Here is a 13993-nt window from a genome sequence, read left to right as displayed (position 1 = left end):
CTTTTGAAGCTAGCCCAGAAAGAGAATGGTGCTGAGGCAATCCCTCAACACACGACTCTTACTTATTGATAAAGCCAACATATTGACGTTTCAACATTAAACCTTCTAATTGTTTAGCTGTTTCTAAAGCAACACCAATCACAATCAGTAAGCTTGTTCCTCCTAGACCGATAGATTGCGGTAACTTCCAAATCATTTGTGCAATGATCGGTAGTAATGCAACTAAACCTAGGAATATAGAACCGACAACACTTAGTCTCATTAACATTCCAGAAATATATTCTTCTGTCCCTTTACCTGGTCGTACGCTTGGAATATAGCTTCCTTGTTTTTGTAAGTTTTCCGCTAATTTCTCAGGGTTAACTTGAACAAAAGCATAGAAGAATGTAAAAGCAACGATCAGTACAGTATATATAATCGCACCTGGAACGGTATTATAACTAAAAATTTGTGTCATTATATCATACCAGCCTTCTCCAGCAAATTTGTCGGAGAAACCCTGTAAAACAGCGTTCGGCGTTGCGATCAACGAACTTGCAAAGATAACCGGGATAACACCCGCAGCATTTACTTTTAACGGTAAATAACTACTTGTTGGTGCACCAGAAACGCGTTTAGTATATTGGATCGGAATTTTTCGTTCTGCTTGCTGGAAAAATGTTACTAATGTAACAATAAGCAAAATTGCAATAATTAAAATTGCAATAAAAATAACAGACTGCCAAATTCTAGAAGACTCAATATTGATAAAGTAATCGTCAACGATCTCTTTGATTCCTTCTGGTAAGCGAGAAATAATCCCCGCAAAGATAATCATTGAAACCCCATTTCCAATTCCTTTTTCAGTAATTTGTTCTCCTAACCATGTAACAAACATTGTTCCACCAGTCAAAATCACAGAGATCATTACATAAGTGTTGATATTAGGATTGTTTACAATCCCAGTTTTACTTAAGCCTTGAAATCCAGCAGTAATCCCAATAGATTGAGCAATACCCAAGACAATCGTTAGATATCTTGTTGCTTGATTCAATTTCTTACGTCCAACTTCACCTTGCTTCGACCATTCTACAAATTTTGGAACGATATCCATTTGTAATAATTGGATGATGATCGATGCTGTAATGTAAGGCGAAACCCCCATCGAGAAGATAGAGAAGTTTTGCATCGCACTACCGCTGACCATATTCAACATATTTAAAAATGGCAAATTGCTTAAGTCTTGCAAACCTTTTGCATTTACGCCAGGTACAGTTATATGCGCACCTAAACGAAATACAAAAAGAATGAATACAGTAAACAAAATTTTTGATCTAATGTCTTTGACTTTAAAAGCATCTTTTAATAGTTTAAACATTAGATCACCTCGATTGATCCACCAGCTGCAACAATTGCTTCTTCTGCTGCTTTAGAGAATTTAGCTGCTTTCACAGTTAATTTTTTAGTTGTTAATTCACCATTAGCAAGAACTTTGATTCCAGCTTTTTCGTTTTTCACGATTCCAGCTTCGATCAAGCCTGCAGGTGTAACTTCAGTTCCATCTTCGAAACGATTTAAGACATCTAAGTTGATGACTGCATAATCTTTACGGTTGATGTTCGTGAAGCCGCGTTTTGGTAAACGACGGAATAATGGAGTTTGACCCCCTTCAAATCCAAGTCTTACACCACCACCTGAACGAGCTTTTTGCCCTTTTTGTCCACGGCCGGCAGTTTTACCATTACCAGATGAAGTACCACGTCCAACACGGTTACGTACTTGGCGTGAACCTTCAGCAGGTTTCAATTCATGAAGTTTCATTGGTTTGGCACCTCCTTAACAATGTACTATTGTAAATTAAACTTCTTCAACGTCCACTAAATGTGACACAGTGTTGATCATACCTTTGATTGCTTCGTTCGCAGGTTTCACAACAGAGCTGTTTAGTTTACCTAAACCTAGTGCTTTAACTGTATCTTTTTGGTTTTGAGGACGTCCGATAACGCTGCGTTTTAATGTAACTTTTAATTCAGCCATTATTTTGTCCTCCTTATCCTAAGATTTCTTCTACAGATTTACCGCGAAGTGCTGCCACTTCTTCGGCACGTTTTAATTGTTTTAACCCTTCAACTGTTGCGCGAACAACGTTGATTGGTGTGTTTGAACCTAATGATTTTGATGTAATATCTGCTACACCAGCTAATTCCAATACGGCACGAACTGGTCCACCAGCGGCTACCCCAGAACCTTCTACTGCAGGTTTCATAAGGATACGGCCACCACCGAATACCCCAATCACTTCGTGAGGGATACTAGAACCAACCATAGGTACTTCCACTAAGTTTTTCTTCGCGTCTTCGATTGCTTTACGGATTGCTTCTGGTACTTCTTGTGCTTTACCAGTCCCAAAGCCAACGTGACCGTTTTTATCTCCCACAACAACTAATGCAGCAAAGCGTAGACGACGTCCACCTTTAACAACTTTAGTTACACGGTTGATAGAAACCACGCGGTCTTCTAATTCCAAGTGTTTTGGATCAATATAAACCATGAATGGTGTTCCTCCTTCTCCTAAAATTCTAGTCCATTTTCACGCGCTGCTTCAGCTAAAGCTTGCACGCGGCCATGGTAAAGGTATCCACCACGGTCAAAGACTACTACTTTAACGCCTTTTTCAGCGGCACGTTCAGCGATTAATTTACCAACAGCTGCGGCTGTTTCTGTTTTGTTTCCACCTGAAATTTCTTTATCTAAGGCAGAGGCACTTGCTAGCGTTACACCCGCTACGTCATCAATGATTTGCGCGTAGATGTTTTTGTTAGAACGGAATACGTTCAAGCGTGGGCACTCAGCAGTACCAGAGATTTTGTTACGTACACGGCGATGTCTCTTTTGACGTGTTTTGTTTTTATCTGGTTTTGTAATCACAATTGTCACCTCTTTATATTTGCTAGCTATTAAGCTGCGATAGACAACGGATCGTTATTTTTCAAACAGAGTTGAAAAATAACTCTCAAGCTGCTATTATTTACCAGTTTTACCTTCTTTACGGCGTACGAATTCGCCAACATAACGGATTCCTTTGCCTTTATAAGGTTCTGGAGGACGAGTACCACGAATGTTTGCTGCTAATTCACCAACGTGTTCTTTGTTAGCGCCTTTTACAACTACTTGTGTATTCGAAGGTACTTCTACAGTTACACCAGCTGGTGGTGTGATTTCTACTGGATGAGAATACCCAACGTTAAGAACTAATGTAGTCCCTTGCATTTGAGCACGGTACCCAACCCCGATAAGTTCAAGACCTTTTTCAAAGCCTGTACTTACACCAACAACCATGTTGTTGAAGTTCGCACGAGTTGTTCCGTGGATTGTTTTCATGTCTTTGCTATCATTTGGACGAGTGAATGTTACTTCATTTCCTTCGATATTCATTGTGATATCAGCTGAAAATTCACGTGTTAATTCACCTTTAGGTCCTTTTACAGTAATGTTGTTTCCTTCTTGTTTGACCTCGACGCCAGCAGGAAGTACAACGATTTTATTACCAATACGGCTCACTTAGAGACACCTCCTTGTGTGTTTTTTTAAATTACCATACGTAGGCGATTACTTCGCCGCCGATGTTTTTAGCTCTTGCTTCTTTATCAGTTACAACACCTTCAGAAGTAGAGATAATCGCGATTCCTAGACCATTCAATACTTTAGGTACTTCGTCAGATTTGACATAAGCACGTAAACCTGGTTTAGAGATACGTTTTAAGTTTGTGATAACACGTTCTTCGTTTTTACCGTATTTAAGGAAAACACGAATCACGCCTTGTTTGTCATCTTCGATATATTCTACATCGCGTACAAAACCTTCACGTTTCAAGATTTCAGCGATATCACGTTTGATTTTTGACGCAGGCACTTCTAAGCTTTCATGTTTAACCATGTTTGCATTACGAATGCGCGTTAGAAAATCTGCAATTGGATCTGTCATGACCATTGAACTATTTACCTCCTTTATGCGAGTTTACTTGTTTACCAGCTAGCTTTCTTCACGCCGGGAATTTGACCTTTATAGGCAAGTTCGCGGAAGCAAATACGGCAAAGATGAAATTTACGATAAACTGAATGTGGACGTCCGCAACGTTCACAACGAGTATACGCTTGTGTTGAATGTTTTGCAGGGCGTTTGTTTTTAGCAATCATTGATTTTTTAGCCACGTAGTTCGCCTCCTTTTATTATTTTTGGAATGGCATACCTAATTGTGCCAACAATTCACGAGATTCTTCATCTGTGTTTGCTGTTGTTACAATAACGATGTCCATACCGCGTACTTTATCTACTAAATCGTAATCAACTTCTGGGAAGATTAATTGTTCTTTAATACCTAAAGTGTAGTTACCACGTCCGTCAAAGGCTTTTTTGCTTACACCGTGGAAGTCACGTACACGAGGTAGAGAAACTGATACTAATTTATCTAAAAATTCGTACATTCTTTCTCCGCGTAAAGTAACTTTCGCACCGATTGGCATTCCTTCACGTAAACGGAAACCAGCGATTGATTTCTTCGCTTTAGTGATCAATGGTTTTTGACCTGTGATCAAAGCTAATTCTTCAACTGCTTTATCTAAGTTTTTTGCGTTTGAAACAGCGTCACCCACACCCATGTTAATAACGATTTTATCAACTTTTGGTGTTTGCATAACTGAACTATAATTAAATTTTTCCACTAATGATGGAGTAATTTCTTTAATATACTTTTCTTTCAGGCGGTTCATTTAGTAAGCCCCTCCTTCCTTTAATCTATTTATCTAAGACTTCACCGGTTTTTTTAGAAACACGGACTTTTTTACCATCGACTTCTTTGTAACCTACACGACCAGCTACACCTGTTCCGTCAATCACCATTACATTAGAAACATGAATCGGCGCTTCGACTTCTAGGATTCCGCCTTGCGGCGCTGCTTGGTTAGGTTTTTGGTGTTTTTTCATGATGTTAACACCTTCAACGATGACTTTGTCTTTTTTAGGAAACGCTGCTAATACAACGCCTTCTTTATTTTTGTCTTTACCAGTGATAATTTTCACTTTATCGCCTTTTTTAACAAACATTACTGTTTCGCACCTCCTTTGATACGTGTCCTGATTATAATACTTCTGGTGCTAGAGAAACGATCTTCATGAAGTTGTTTTCACGTAATTCACGTGCAACAGGACCGAAGATACGAGTTCCACGCGGGCTCTTATCATCACGAATAATTACAGCAGCATTTTCATCAAATTTAATGTATGAACCGTCTGTACGACGAGCTCCTGATTTAGTACGAACGATAACGGCTTTTACGACTTCACCTTTTTTGACAACCCCACCTGGCGTTGCATGTTTAACCGTAGCAACAATCACGTCACCAATATTAGCAGTTTTACGTCCAGAACCACCTAGTACTTTAATCGTTAAGATTTCACGAGCACCTGAGTTATCTGCGACTTTTAATCGGCTTTCTTGTTGGATCACGATGTGTATCCCCCTTTCAGATTTTATGTTTCAATCTATATAGGAAAATCTCGTTTTTATTAGATAATAACTGCTTCTTCGACTACCTCTAGTAAACGGAAACGTTTTGTAGCTGATAATGGACGAGTTTCCATGATTCTTACGATGTCTCCAACTTTTGCAGTGTTGTTTTCATCATGAGCTTTGTATTTCTTAGAATATTTCATACGTTTACCATAAATAGGATGGTTTTTCTTTGTTTCTACGACAACTGTGATAGTTTTATCCATTTTGTCTGAAACAACACGACCTTGGTAAACTTTGCGTTGATTTCTTTCTTCAGTCATACGCGTTTGGCCTCCTTCCACTATTAGTTAGCTTGTTCACGCAATACTGTTTTGATGCGTGCAATCGATTGACGTACTTCTTGAATACGTGCAGTGTTTTCTAATTGACCTGTTGCTAGTTGGAATCTAAGATTAAATAATTCTTCTTTGAATTGCTTTTCTTTTTCAAGCATTTCGGCAGTGGTTAATTCTCTGATTTCTTTAACCTTCATTCGATTCACCACCCATTTCCTCACGTTTTACAATTTTGGTTTTCACCGGTAATTTGTGGGATGCAAGGCGAAGTGCTTCACGAGCTACTTCTTCAGGTACGCCTGCGATTTCAAACATGATCTTGCCACGTTTAACTGGTGATACCCAGCCTTCAGGTGCCCCTTTACCTTTACCCATACGAACACCGATAGCTTTACTTGTGTATGATTTGTGAGGGAAAATTTTAATCCATACTTTCCCGCCACGTTTCATATAACGAGTCATAGCAATACGGGCAGCTTCGATTTGACGGTTAGTAATCCAGTGAGATTCAGTTGCTTGTAAACCCCATTCACCAAATGCTACTTCTTTTCCGCCTTTGGCTTCACCACGCATTTTACCTCTAAATTCACGACGGTGTTTTACACGTTTAGGTACTAACATGATTATTTCCCTCCTTTCTCAGTGTTTTTTTTCGTTGGAAGAATTTCTCCACGGTAAATCCACACTTTAACTCCTAATTTTCCGTAAGTTGTGTCTGCTTCTTCCCATGCGTAATCAATATCAGCACGCAAAGTGTGAAGTGGAACTGTACCTTCAGAGTAACCTTCTGAACGAGCGATATCAGCACCGTTTAAACGACCTGATACTTGTGTTTTGATACCTTTAGCGCCTGAACGCATAGTGCGTTGGATCGCTTGTTTTTGAGCACGACGGAACGCAACACGGTTTTCTAACTGACGTGCAATTCCTTCGCCTACTAATTTTGCATCTAAATCTGGTTTTTTGATTTCAATGATGTTGATATGAACTCTTTTACCAGTTAATGAATTCAATGATTTTCTTAGGTTTTCGACTTCAGATCCGCCTTTACCGATAACCATACCTGGTTTAGCTGTGTGGATTGAAATATTCACACGATTTGCAGCGCGCTCGATCTCAATTGTAGACACAGCGGCATCAGCAAGTTTTGTCGCGATAAATTTACGGATTCTTAAATCTTCGTGTAAGAACTCAGCATACTCTTTTTCAGCATACCATTTTGCATCCCAGTCGCGGATGATGCCTACACGCATTCCTATTGGATGTACTTTTTGACCCACTGATTGTCCCTCCTCTTAATCTTTTAAGGTTCGGTAGTCACTATCTTTTAATACTTGAGTATTAAAGATAATGATCCTCCTCTTATCAAGTGACATCTGTTTAAAACAGATTATTTTTCTGATACGACTACTGTAAGATGACTTGTACGTTTGTTAATTGGTGATGCTGAACCTTTTGCACGAGGACGGAAGCGTTTCATTGTTGGTCCTTCGTTGACAAATGCTTCAGATACTACTAAGTTTTCAACGTCTAAGTCAAAGTTATTTTCTGCGTTAGCAACTGCTGACATTAAAACTTTTTCAATGATTCCAGCAGATTTGTTTGGCATGAATTTCAAGATAGAAATTGCATCCGCAACGCTTTTACCTCTGATAAGATCGATTACTAAACGGGCTTTACGAGGTGAAGTGCGAACTGTTTTAGCAGTTGCCTTAGCTGATGTAATTTGTTCTGACATTTGCATTTCCTCCCCTCAAAATTAACGTCTAGTTTTCTTATCGTCGGCTCCGTGGCCACGATAAGTTCTAGTTGGTGCAAATTCACCTAATTTATGTCCTACCATGTCTTCTTGGATGTATACAGGAACGTGTTTACGTCCATCATATACGGCAATTGTAAATCCAACGAATGTTGGAAAAATTGTAGAACGGCGAGACCAAGTTTTAATTACTTTCTTCTTTTCGGCACCTTGTTGAGCTTCTACTTTTTTCATTAAATGCTCATCAGCGAAAGGTCCTTTTTTCAAACTACGACCCATGGTGAACCTCCTCTCAAAATGTACGACACATGGTCAAAAAAATTATTTAGTACGACGACGAACGATAAATTTGTCGGATTTAGCTCTTTTATTACGAGTTTTCAAGCCGATAGCTGGTTGACCCCAAGGTGATACTGGAGCTTTACGTCCAATCGGTTGTTTACCTTCACCACCACCGTGTGGGTGATCGTTCGGGTTCATTACGCTACCACGAACTGTTGGGCGTTTACGCATCCAACGAGAGCGGCCAGCTTTACCAATGTTGATTAATTCGTGTTGTTCGTTACCAACTGCCCCGATAGTTGCACGGCAAGTTGCTAAGATCATACGAACTTCGCCTGAGTTTAAACGAATTAATACGTATTTGCCTTCTTTACCAAGTACTTGTGCACTTGTTCCAGCAGAACGAATCAATTGACCGCCTTTACCAGGTTTCATTTCAATGTTGTGGACAACAGTACCGACTGGAATGTTTTCCAATGGTAATGCGTTCCCTACTTTAATATCTGCATCAGTACCGGAAACAAGGCGCATGCCTACTTCCAATCCTTTTGGTGCTAGAATGTATGCTTTGATTCCATCTTCGTAATGTACTAACGCGATGTTAGCAGAACGGTTTGGATCATACTCGATAGTTTTGACAACCGCTACAACGTTATCTTTATTACGTTTGAAGTCGATCATACGGTATTGACGTTTGTGACCGCCACCTTGATGACGAACTGTAATACGACCGTTGTTGTTACGACCGGCATGGTTTTTTAATGGCGCCAACAACGATTTCTCAGGTGTTGATGTCGTGATTTCAGCAAAATCAGATGCTGTCATATTACGACGGCCATTTGTGGTAGGTTTATACTTTTTAATCGCCACGTCTTTTTCCCTCCCATTTAATAGTTAACATGGACTGCTTATTCAGCAGCATCGAAAATTTGAATTTCTTTTGAATCATCTGTTAATGTCACAACAGCTTTGCGACGTTTTTTTGTGTATCCAGCGTGTTTACCCATACGTTTAAATTTAGGGCGCACGTTAATGATGTTTACGTTTTTAACTTTAACATCAAATGCTGCTACAACAGCTTGTTTTACTAAAGTTTTGTTCGCGCGAGTGTCCACTTCGAAAGTGTATTTCTTTTCGTCCATAGCAAGCATGGATTTTTCAGTGATCACTGGGCGTTTGATTACGTCTAGTAAGTTCATTATGCAAGCACCTCCTCAATTTGAGTAAGAGCAGTTTGTGTTGCCAATACTTTAGTATTAGAAACGATATCTAAAACACTTACGTTATCAGAAGTTACTACAGAAACGTTTGGTAGATTACGTGCAGACAACGCTGCAAAATCATTTCCTGTTTCTAAAACAACTAATACTTTCGTATCAATAGATAAGTTTGATAAAACTTGTTTAAATTCTTTTGTTTTTGGTGCATCAAAGCCTAAAGCTTCAACTGCTACCAAGTTGTTTTCAGCAACTTTATCTGACAATACAGATTTCATTGCTAAACGACGAACTTTTTTAGGAAGTTTGTAGCTGTAAGAACGTGGTGTTGGTCCGAAGACTACGCCACCTCCACGCCATTGTGGTGAACGAATTGAACCTTGACGAGCACGACCAGTTCCTTTTTGACGCCATGGTTTACGGCCACCGCCACGAACTTCTCCGCGGTGTTTAACTGAGTGTGTACCTTGTCTTAATGAAGCACGTTGCATGATGATTGCATCGTAGACAACTGTTTCATTTGGTTCGATTCCGAAAATCTCTTCGTTTAAAGTGATTTCACCATTTTGAGTTCCATCTTGTTTAAATAATGCTACATTCGGCATTCCTTAGTTCCTCCTTTCCCTACGCTTATTTAGCTTTCACAGCTGATTTGATTGTGATTAATGATTTTTTCGCTCCAGGAATGTTACCTTTGATCATGATTACATTTCTTTCAGCGTCCACTTTAACAATTTCAAGGTTTTGAATTGTTACGCGGTTACCACCCATACGGCCGGCAAGTTTTTTATTTTTAAATACACGGTTAGGTGCTACTGGACCCATTGACCCAGGACGACGGTGGTAACGAGAACCGTGAGACATTGGTCCGCGGCTTTGTCCGTGACGTTTGATAACGCCTTGGAATCCTTTACCCTTCGAAGTTCCTGTAACATCAATAATGTCTCCTGCTTGGAAAACATCTACCTTAATTTCTTTACCTACTTCATATTCTCCTAGCTCAACATTTTTGAATTCCTTAATGAAGCGCTTAGGAGCCGTGTTTGCTTTTGCAACATGACCTTTCGCAGGTTTGTTCGATAAAACTTCACGTTTGTCTTGGTAACCGATTTGGATAGCTTCGTATCCGTCAGTCTCAACAGTTTTTACTTGTAAAACTACGTTTGGCGTAGCTTCAACTACTGTTACTGGAATTAATTCACCAGACTCAGTAAAGATTTGTGTCATTCCCACTTTTTTTCCTAAGATTCCTTTGGTCATGAGTACACCTCCATCATCTTGATTTTATAGTTTGATTTCAATATTCACACCAGATGGTAAGTCAAGCTTCATTAAAGCATCAACTGTTTTTGGTGTTGGGTTCACAATGTCGATTAGACGTTTGTGCGTACGCATTTCGAATTGTTCGCGTGAATCTTTGTATTTATGAGTCGCACGAATAACTGTGTAAAGCGAGCGTTCTGTTGGTAATGGAATTGGTCCTGACACGTCAGCTCCAGTTCTTTTTGCTGTTTCCACAATTTTATCCGCTGATTGATCTAAAATACGGTGTTCATACGCTTTTAAACGGATACGAATTTTTTGTTTTGCCATCTTGTTCCCTCCTTCGCCTATTTTGAAAGTAGACATAGCTCCACGAAAATTTTTCCGTCACGCTCGTTCGTGGCAAAGCGTCCGGGCGTGTCGCAACCTCTCGTTTCTTAGCCGGTAGATCAAAAGCTTGATTTACCAATGCTTTTTACACTTCTGTAAATAGCACCTTTGTAATTATATTACAGAAACATAGTAATAGCAAGGTTTTTTTCTAGAAAAAGGTATTTTTTTATTGCAAGCATTTTCTTAAATTTATTTTATTATGCGCATCGAATTCAATTAGCCTTTTAAAAACTTTATAATAGAAGAAATTGTTCATTTACACTCCAGCGTATACCTGATAAATACGCTATATTTCTACAAGTCAAAAAAAATAAGACAAAACCTTTTTGTTTCGTCCTATCTTTTATACTAAAAACACCTTATTTATAATTGACTAATCATTCGTTCAACATTCATATATTGAAAATCTTCCGGTTTTATAAATATGATTTTAGATGTACATTTTTCTTTATCAACAATTGCCTGTATTTTATCCTCATACCTTGCTACTTGAGGCGTTAAAAGTAATACGTCATAGTTTTTAAATGCTAGTTTCTCCTGAACACGACTTACAGGTGCATAATCTATTGTGTATTCTAACTCTTTTTCTTTAAGAGATTCAAGAATTTTTGAAACCAATAACGAAGCACTTATCCCAGCCTCACATATAACCAAAATATTTTTTTCCATATTAGACCTCCAGTTAATCGATAAATACTTTTTCCGAACACTCTAGATTCACCTTATTGCAAACTTGCTAGACCTATCGGAGAAAAAGCAACATACGTCAAAATGACGATTATAACCAAAACCACAGATACAACTTTTGTATAGCGCCATGGTTTAATGTCTACTTTTGTATCAAACGACTCCAACACAAAATCCCCATCTGGTTTCCACTTAGAAATTGCCAACATGATCAAAACATCTAAGAAAAATAGCAGACTCAACACATATAAAAAATGGATGTCTTTCAAAAAGACCTTTGATAATGCATACAAAACAATATGAATAGCAATCGTTGCCTTCGCTGCAACAGCGGTCGCTTTTTTCGAATAAAAGGCAAATAATATGATTACCAACAATGGCATATTATATAATCCATTGAATTCTTGGACAAATTGATACAAACCAGCTGGAGCAAAGGAAATAAATGGTGCCACAATTACAGAGATCACACCTACTATTATAGTAACAATTTTTCCAGCTCGAGCAATTTGCTTATCATCTGCCTGCTTATTAAGTACAGGTTTGTAGAAATCTAGTGAAAATAGAGTAGCCGTTGCATTTAAGGCTCCAGCAAACGAGGACAGGATGGCCCCGAAAATCACAGCGGCAAATACGCCAAACAACGCTTGCGGCAACACTTCCGTCACAAGATACGGATAGGCATTGTCAGGATTACCCATTAGCGCATCTCCAAAAATGTTCCGTGCGACGATTCCCGGAAATACTAGGAACAATGCACCAAACACTTTGAACAAGCCTACGATAAATGTCCCTTTTTGTGCTTCTGCCAAGTTTTTCCCTGACAACGCTTTTTGTACAATCATTTGATTCGTACACCAGAAATACAAGTTATTGAACAACATTCCGGTGATCAATGTTGGCCACGGGACAATCGCTGAATCGATTGCTCCAACAGAATTCAATAACCACGGTGTATGGTCGACAATATAATCAATTCCGCCAATAAAATTACCCTCACCCAATTTCGTCACACCCAAAATAGGAATCAACAGACCGCAAATCAGCAACCCAACACCATAGACTGTATCACTATTGGCACTCAATGATAAGCCACCGATCAATAAATAGAGAATACCGATCACACCGATGATCAAGGCAACCAAAATAATTGCAACGATCGGTCGAACGCCTAACAATTCATCTATATGAAAAATTTTATTAAAAACGAGCGAACCCGAATATAAAACAACAGGTAAAAAAGAAATCATATACGTTACGATAAATAAGATCGAAATTATCCGCTTAGTCACTGTATCATAGCGAATTTCAATGAAATCTGAAATAGTATTGATACCATACTTAAAATATTTTGGTAAAAAGACAACTGCCAACGCAACGATTGCTATCGCAGCTGTTACTTCCCACGCCATAACCTCCATACCAGCGTGATAACTTTGCCCATTTTGACCAACGATTTGTTCTGTTGATAAGTTCGTCATAATAATGGAACCTGCAATCGGCAAAGCAGTCAGACTTCTCCCTCCCATAAAGAAGCCTTCTGAGCCGGAAGTATCCACACCTTTGGCACGACTGTACGCAAAAATCCAGACACACGCCACGATTACGACAAAGCTAATAAGAGAAAATAGATTCATAGGATTCCGCTCCTTTTTTAGATTTTAAATACTCGTGATTTTACGAATATAATTTCTCGCTTTCACAGCATATTCAAAAGGATTTGCCTTTGCTGGATCTTGTTCTGCTTCGACCACGATCCAACCTTCGTAACCGCTAGTCTTGATTGCTTCCCAAATCGGTGCAAAATCGATCATTCCGTCTCCTGGAACAGTAAACACCCCTGCCTTAACGGCATTCAAAAAACTTTGATCCGTATCGCTTACTCGTCTTGCTACCTTATCCCGAATATCTTTAAAATGGATATGTTTAATGCGATCTTGATATTTTTGATAAATCTCAATCGGATCTTCGCCTGAGAAAACTAGGTGTCCAGTATCAAAAAGCAAGGATACTTTCTCAGGGTCCGTCGACTCCATCAGACGAGTGATTTCTTCAGTCGTTTGTACACCGGTCCCCATATGATGATGATAAACAATCGACATGCCCTTAGCATTTGCCAATCCGCCTAAACGCTCCAAACCAGTTGTCAGTGCTTGCCACTCCAATTCTGAAAATACAGGTTTTTCTTTAAAAATAGCCAGCTCCATCTGGCCTTGAATACTATGCCCTTGTTCCGAAACGACGATTACTTTGGCCCCCATAGCGTGCAGAAATTTCATATGTTCAATAAAAGCTTGTTCTGTTTCTTCATAAGGCTTCGTTGTTAAAAAGGCACTAAACCAAGCGCTCGCTACCGACAACCCTCTAGTATCAAGATAAGGCCGCAATACTTCTGGATCTTTTGGATATTTATTCCCAATCTCAGTCCCTACAAACCCTGACAAAGCCATTTCACTGATGCACTGCTCAAACGTATTTTCTTTTCCTAATTCTGGCATATCATCATTTGTCCAAGCAATCGGCGCAATCCCCAAACGGATTTTCGAATCATTCATTTTATTTTTG

General features: G+C 39.1%; 25 protein-coding genes. All 25 read right to left on the bottom strand.

Going from position 1 to position 13993, the window contains the following annotated elements; translation table 11 throughout:
- Window positions 1-58: 58 nt before the first annotated feature.
- The gene (gene secY / locus AC4BB5_RS02205) at window positions 59-1357 is read right to left on the bottom strand and encodes a preprotein translocase subunit SecY (protein WP_490457800.1); all 1299 of its coding nucleotides are present in this window, start codon (window positions 1355-1357) and stop codon (window positions 59-61) included.
- Window positions 1357-1800: a 50S ribosomal protein L15 gene (rplO, locus tag AC4BB5_RS02200; RefSeq protein ID WP_010761672.1), complete on the bottom strand. Its 444-nt coding sequence runs from the start codon at window positions 1798-1800 to the stop codon at window positions 1357-1359. Before rplO ends, secY begins: the two co-directional genes overlap by 1 nt.
- A 36-nt stretch (window positions 1801-1836) precedes the next feature.
- On the bottom strand, window positions 1837-2016 hold the full coding sequence (gene rpmD / locus AC4BB5_RS02195; protein ID WP_010761673.1) for a 50S ribosomal protein L30: 180 nt from the start codon (window positions 2014-2016) through the stop codon (window positions 1837-1839).
- A gap of 13 nt (window positions 2017-2029) precedes the next feature.
- Window positions 2030-2530, bottom strand: a complete 501-nt coding sequence (rpsE, locus tag AC4BB5_RS02190; RefSeq protein ID WP_010761674.1) for a 30S ribosomal protein S5 — start codon at window positions 2528-2530, stop codon at window positions 2030-2032.
- Window positions 2531-2550: 20 nt separating this feature from the next.
- A complete protein-coding gene (rplR, locus tag AC4BB5_RS02185; RefSeq protein WP_010761675.1) occupies window positions 2551-2907 on the bottom strand; it encodes a 50S ribosomal protein L18 in 357 nt (118 codons plus the stop codon).
- A gap of 96 nt (window positions 2908-3003) precedes the next feature.
- A complete protein-coding gene (gene rplF, locus AC4BB5_RS02180; RefSeq protein WP_025869795.1) occupies window positions 3004-3540 on the bottom strand; it encodes a 50S ribosomal protein L6 in 537 nt (178 codons plus the stop codon).
- Window positions 3541-3571: 31 nt separating this feature from the next.
- Window positions 3572-3970, bottom strand: a complete 399-nt coding sequence (rpsH, locus tag AC4BB5_RS02175; protein WP_010761677.1) for a 30S ribosomal protein S8 — start codon at window positions 3968-3970, stop codon at window positions 3572-3574.
- 35 nt (window positions 3971-4005) lie between these two features.
- Window positions 4006-4191: a type Z 30S ribosomal protein S14 gene (locus tag AC4BB5_RS02170; RefSeq protein ID WP_002356214.1), complete on the bottom strand. Its 186-nt coding sequence runs from the start codon at window positions 4189-4191 to the stop codon at window positions 4006-4008.
- Between the two features lie 18 nt (window positions 4192-4209).
- Window positions 4210-4749: a 50S ribosomal protein L5 gene (gene rplE, locus AC4BB5_RS02165; protein WP_010761678.1), complete on the bottom strand. Its 540-nt coding sequence runs from the start codon at window positions 4747-4749 to the stop codon at window positions 4210-4212.
- 25 nt (window positions 4750-4774) lie between these two features.
- A complete protein-coding gene (gene rplX / locus AC4BB5_RS02160) occupies window positions 4775-5083 on the bottom strand; it encodes a 50S ribosomal protein L24 (protein ID WP_010761679.1) in 309 nt (102 codons plus the stop codon).
- Between the two features lie 34 nt (window positions 5084-5117).
- Entirely contained in the window at window positions 5118-5486 is a 369-nt protein-coding gene (gene rplN / locus AC4BB5_RS02155) for a 50S ribosomal protein L14 (RefSeq protein ID WP_010761680.1), read from the bottom strand.
- A gap of 59 nt (window positions 5487-5545) precedes the next feature.
- Window positions 5546-5812 (bottom strand): 30S ribosomal protein S17, encoded by a 267-nt coding sequence (gene rpsQ, locus AC4BB5_RS02150; RefSeq protein WP_010761681.1) that lies wholly within the window; start codon window positions 5810-5812, stop codon window positions 5546-5548.
- A gap of 23 nt (window positions 5813-5835) precedes the next feature.
- Window positions 5836-6024: a 50S ribosomal protein L29 gene (rpmC, locus tag AC4BB5_RS02145; protein WP_010761682.1), complete on the bottom strand. Its 189-nt coding sequence runs from the start codon at window positions 6022-6024 to the stop codon at window positions 5836-5838.
- Complete coding sequence (gene rplP / locus AC4BB5_RS02140; protein ID WP_002356208.1) at window positions 6014-6448, bottom strand: 50S ribosomal protein L16; 435 nt, start codon at window positions 6446-6448, stop codon at window positions 6014-6016. The genes rpmC and rplP overlap by 11 nt, the downstream gene beginning before the upstream one ends.
- Before the next feature lie 2 nt (window positions 6449-6450).
- Window positions 6451-7107, bottom strand: a complete 657-nt coding sequence (gene rpsC, locus AC4BB5_RS02135) for a 30S ribosomal protein S3 (protein ID WP_010766221.1) — start codon at window positions 7105-7107, stop codon at window positions 6451-6453.
- A gap of 110 nt (window positions 7108-7217) precedes the next feature.
- The gene (rplV, locus tag AC4BB5_RS02130) at window positions 7218-7565 is read right to left on the bottom strand and encodes a 50S ribosomal protein L22 (RefSeq protein WP_010761685.1); all 348 of its coding nucleotides are present in this window, start codon (window positions 7563-7565) and stop codon (window positions 7218-7220) included.
- 21 nt (window positions 7566-7586) lie between these two features.
- Entirely contained in the window at window positions 7587-7865 is a 279-nt protein-coding gene (gene rpsS, locus AC4BB5_RS02125; protein ID WP_010761686.1) for a 30S ribosomal protein S19, read from the bottom strand.
- Window positions 7866-7907: 42 nt separating this feature from the next.
- Entirely contained in the window at window positions 7908-8738 is an 831-nt protein-coding gene (gene rplB / locus AC4BB5_RS02120) for a 50S ribosomal protein L2 (protein WP_490457799.1), read from the bottom strand.
- A 38-nt stretch (window positions 8739-8776) separates the two neighbouring features.
- Window positions 8777-9067, bottom strand: a complete 291-nt coding sequence (gene rplW, locus AC4BB5_RS02115) for a 50S ribosomal protein L23 (RefSeq protein WP_010761688.1) — start codon at window positions 9065-9067, stop codon at window positions 8777-8779.
- Entirely contained in the window at window positions 9067-9690 is a 624-nt protein-coding gene (gene rplD, locus AC4BB5_RS02110; protein ID WP_490457798.1) for a 50S ribosomal protein L4, read from the bottom strand. The genes rplW and rplD overlap by 1 nt, the downstream gene beginning before the upstream one ends.
- Window positions 9691-9715: 25 nt before the next feature.
- Window positions 9716-10345 carry a 50S ribosomal protein L3 gene (rplC, locus tag AC4BB5_RS02105; protein WP_010761690.1) on the bottom strand — a complete coding sequence of 210 codons (630 nt, stop codon included), beginning with the start codon at window positions 10343-10345 and terminating at the stop codon, window positions 9716-9718.
- Window positions 10346-10369: 24 nt separating this feature from the next.
- Entirely contained in the window at window positions 10370-10678 is a 309-nt protein-coding gene (gene rpsJ / locus AC4BB5_RS02100; protein ID WP_002389727.1) for a 30S ribosomal protein S10, read from the bottom strand.
- A gap of 426 nt (window positions 10679-11104) precedes the next feature.
- A complete protein-coding gene (locus tag AC4BB5_RS02095) occupies window positions 11105-11410 on the bottom strand; it encodes a PTS sugar transporter subunit IIB (protein ID WP_490457797.1) in 306 nt (101 codons plus the stop codon).
- A 53-nt stretch (window positions 11411-11463) separates the two neighbouring features.
- Window positions 11464-13065 carry a solute:sodium symporter family transporter gene (locus tag AC4BB5_RS02090; RefSeq protein WP_490457796.1) on the bottom strand — a complete coding sequence of 534 codons (1602 nt, stop codon included), beginning with the start codon at window positions 13063-13065 and terminating at the stop codon, window positions 11464-11466.
- Between the two features lie 24 nt (window positions 13066-13089).
- Window positions 13090-13983 (bottom strand): myo-inosose-2 dehydratase, encoded by an 894-nt coding sequence (iolE, locus tag AC4BB5_RS02085; RefSeq protein ID WP_490457795.1) that lies wholly within the window; start codon window positions 13981-13983, stop codon window positions 13090-13092.
- Window positions 13984-13993: the final 10 nt, after the last annotated feature.

The sequence above is a fragment of the Enterococcus sp. AMC1252 genome (genome assembly GCF_058216515.1).
Note: the sequence above shows the minus strand (reverse complement) of the source record. Positions and strands in the feature narration are given on the sequence as shown.

Coding starts and splice junctions, on each gene's coding strand:
- rplX (WP_010761679.1), bottom strand. CDS start 5,083: ATGTTTGTTAAAAAAGGCGATAAAGTGAAAATTATCACTGGTAAAGAC.
- rpmC (WP_010761682.1), bottom strand. CDS start 6,024: ATGAAGGTTAAAGAAATCAGAGAATTAACCACTGCCGAAATGCTTGAA.
- rpsQ (WP_010761681.1), bottom strand. CDS start 5,812: ATGACTGAAGAAAGAAATCAACGCAAAGTTTACCAAGGTCGTGTTGTT.
- rpmD (WP_010761673.1), bottom strand. CDS start 2,016: ATGGCTGAATTAAAAGTTACATTAAAACGCAGCGTTATCGGACGTCCT.
- rplP (WP_002356208.1), bottom strand. CDS start 6,448: ATGTTAGTACCTAAACGTGTAAAACACCGTCGTGAATTTAGAGGTAAA.
- rplO (WP_010761672.1), bottom strand. CDS start 1,800: ATGAAACTTCATGAATTGAAACCTGCTGAAGGTTCACGCCAAGTACGT.
- rplC (WP_010761690.1), bottom strand. CDS start 10,345: ATGACCAAAGGAATCTTAGGAAAAAAAGTGGGAATGACACAAATCTTT.
- rplE (WP_010761678.1), bottom strand. CDS start 4,749: ATGAACCGCCTGAAAGAAAAGTATATTAAAGAAATTACTCCATCATTA.
- rpsS (WP_010761686.1), bottom strand. CDS start 7,865: ATGGGTCGTAGTTTGAAAAAAGGACCTTTCGCTGATGAGCATTTAATG.
- rplV (WP_010761685.1), bottom strand. CDS start 7,565: ATGTCAGAACAAATTACATCAGCTAAGGCAACTGCTAAAACAGTTCGC.
- rpsJ (WP_002389727.1), bottom strand. CDS start 10,678: ATGGCAAAACAAAAAATTCGTATCCGTTTAAAAGCGTATGAACACCGT.
- secY (WP_490457800.1), bottom strand. CDS start 1,357: ATGTTTAAACTATTAAAAGATGCTTTTAAAGTCAAAGACATTAGATCA.
- AC4BB5_RS02095 (WP_490457797.1), bottom strand. CDS start 11,410: ATGGAAAAAAATATTTTGGTTATATGTGAGGCTGGGATAAGTGCTTCG.
- rplW (WP_010761688.1), bottom strand. CDS start 9,067: ATGAACTTACTAGACGTAATCAAACGCCCAGTGATCACTGAAAAATCC.
- rplD (WP_490457798.1), bottom strand. CDS start 9,690: ATGCCGAATGTAGCATTATTTAAACAAGATGGAACTCAAAATGGTGAA.
- rpsE (WP_010761674.1), bottom strand. CDS start 2,530: ATGGTTTATATTGATCCAAAACACTTGGAATTAGAAGACCGCGTGGTT.
- AC4BB5_RS02090 (WP_490457796.1), bottom strand. CDS start 13,065: ATGAATCTATTTTCTCTTATTAGCTTTGTCGTAATCGTGGCGTGTGTC.
- rpsH (WP_010761677.1), bottom strand. CDS start 3,970: ATGGTCATGACAGATCCAATTGCAGATTTTCTAACGCGCATTCGTAAT.
- iolE (WP_490457795.1), bottom strand. CDS start 13,983: ATGAATGATTCGAAAATCCGTTTGGGGATTGCGCCGATTGCTTGGACA.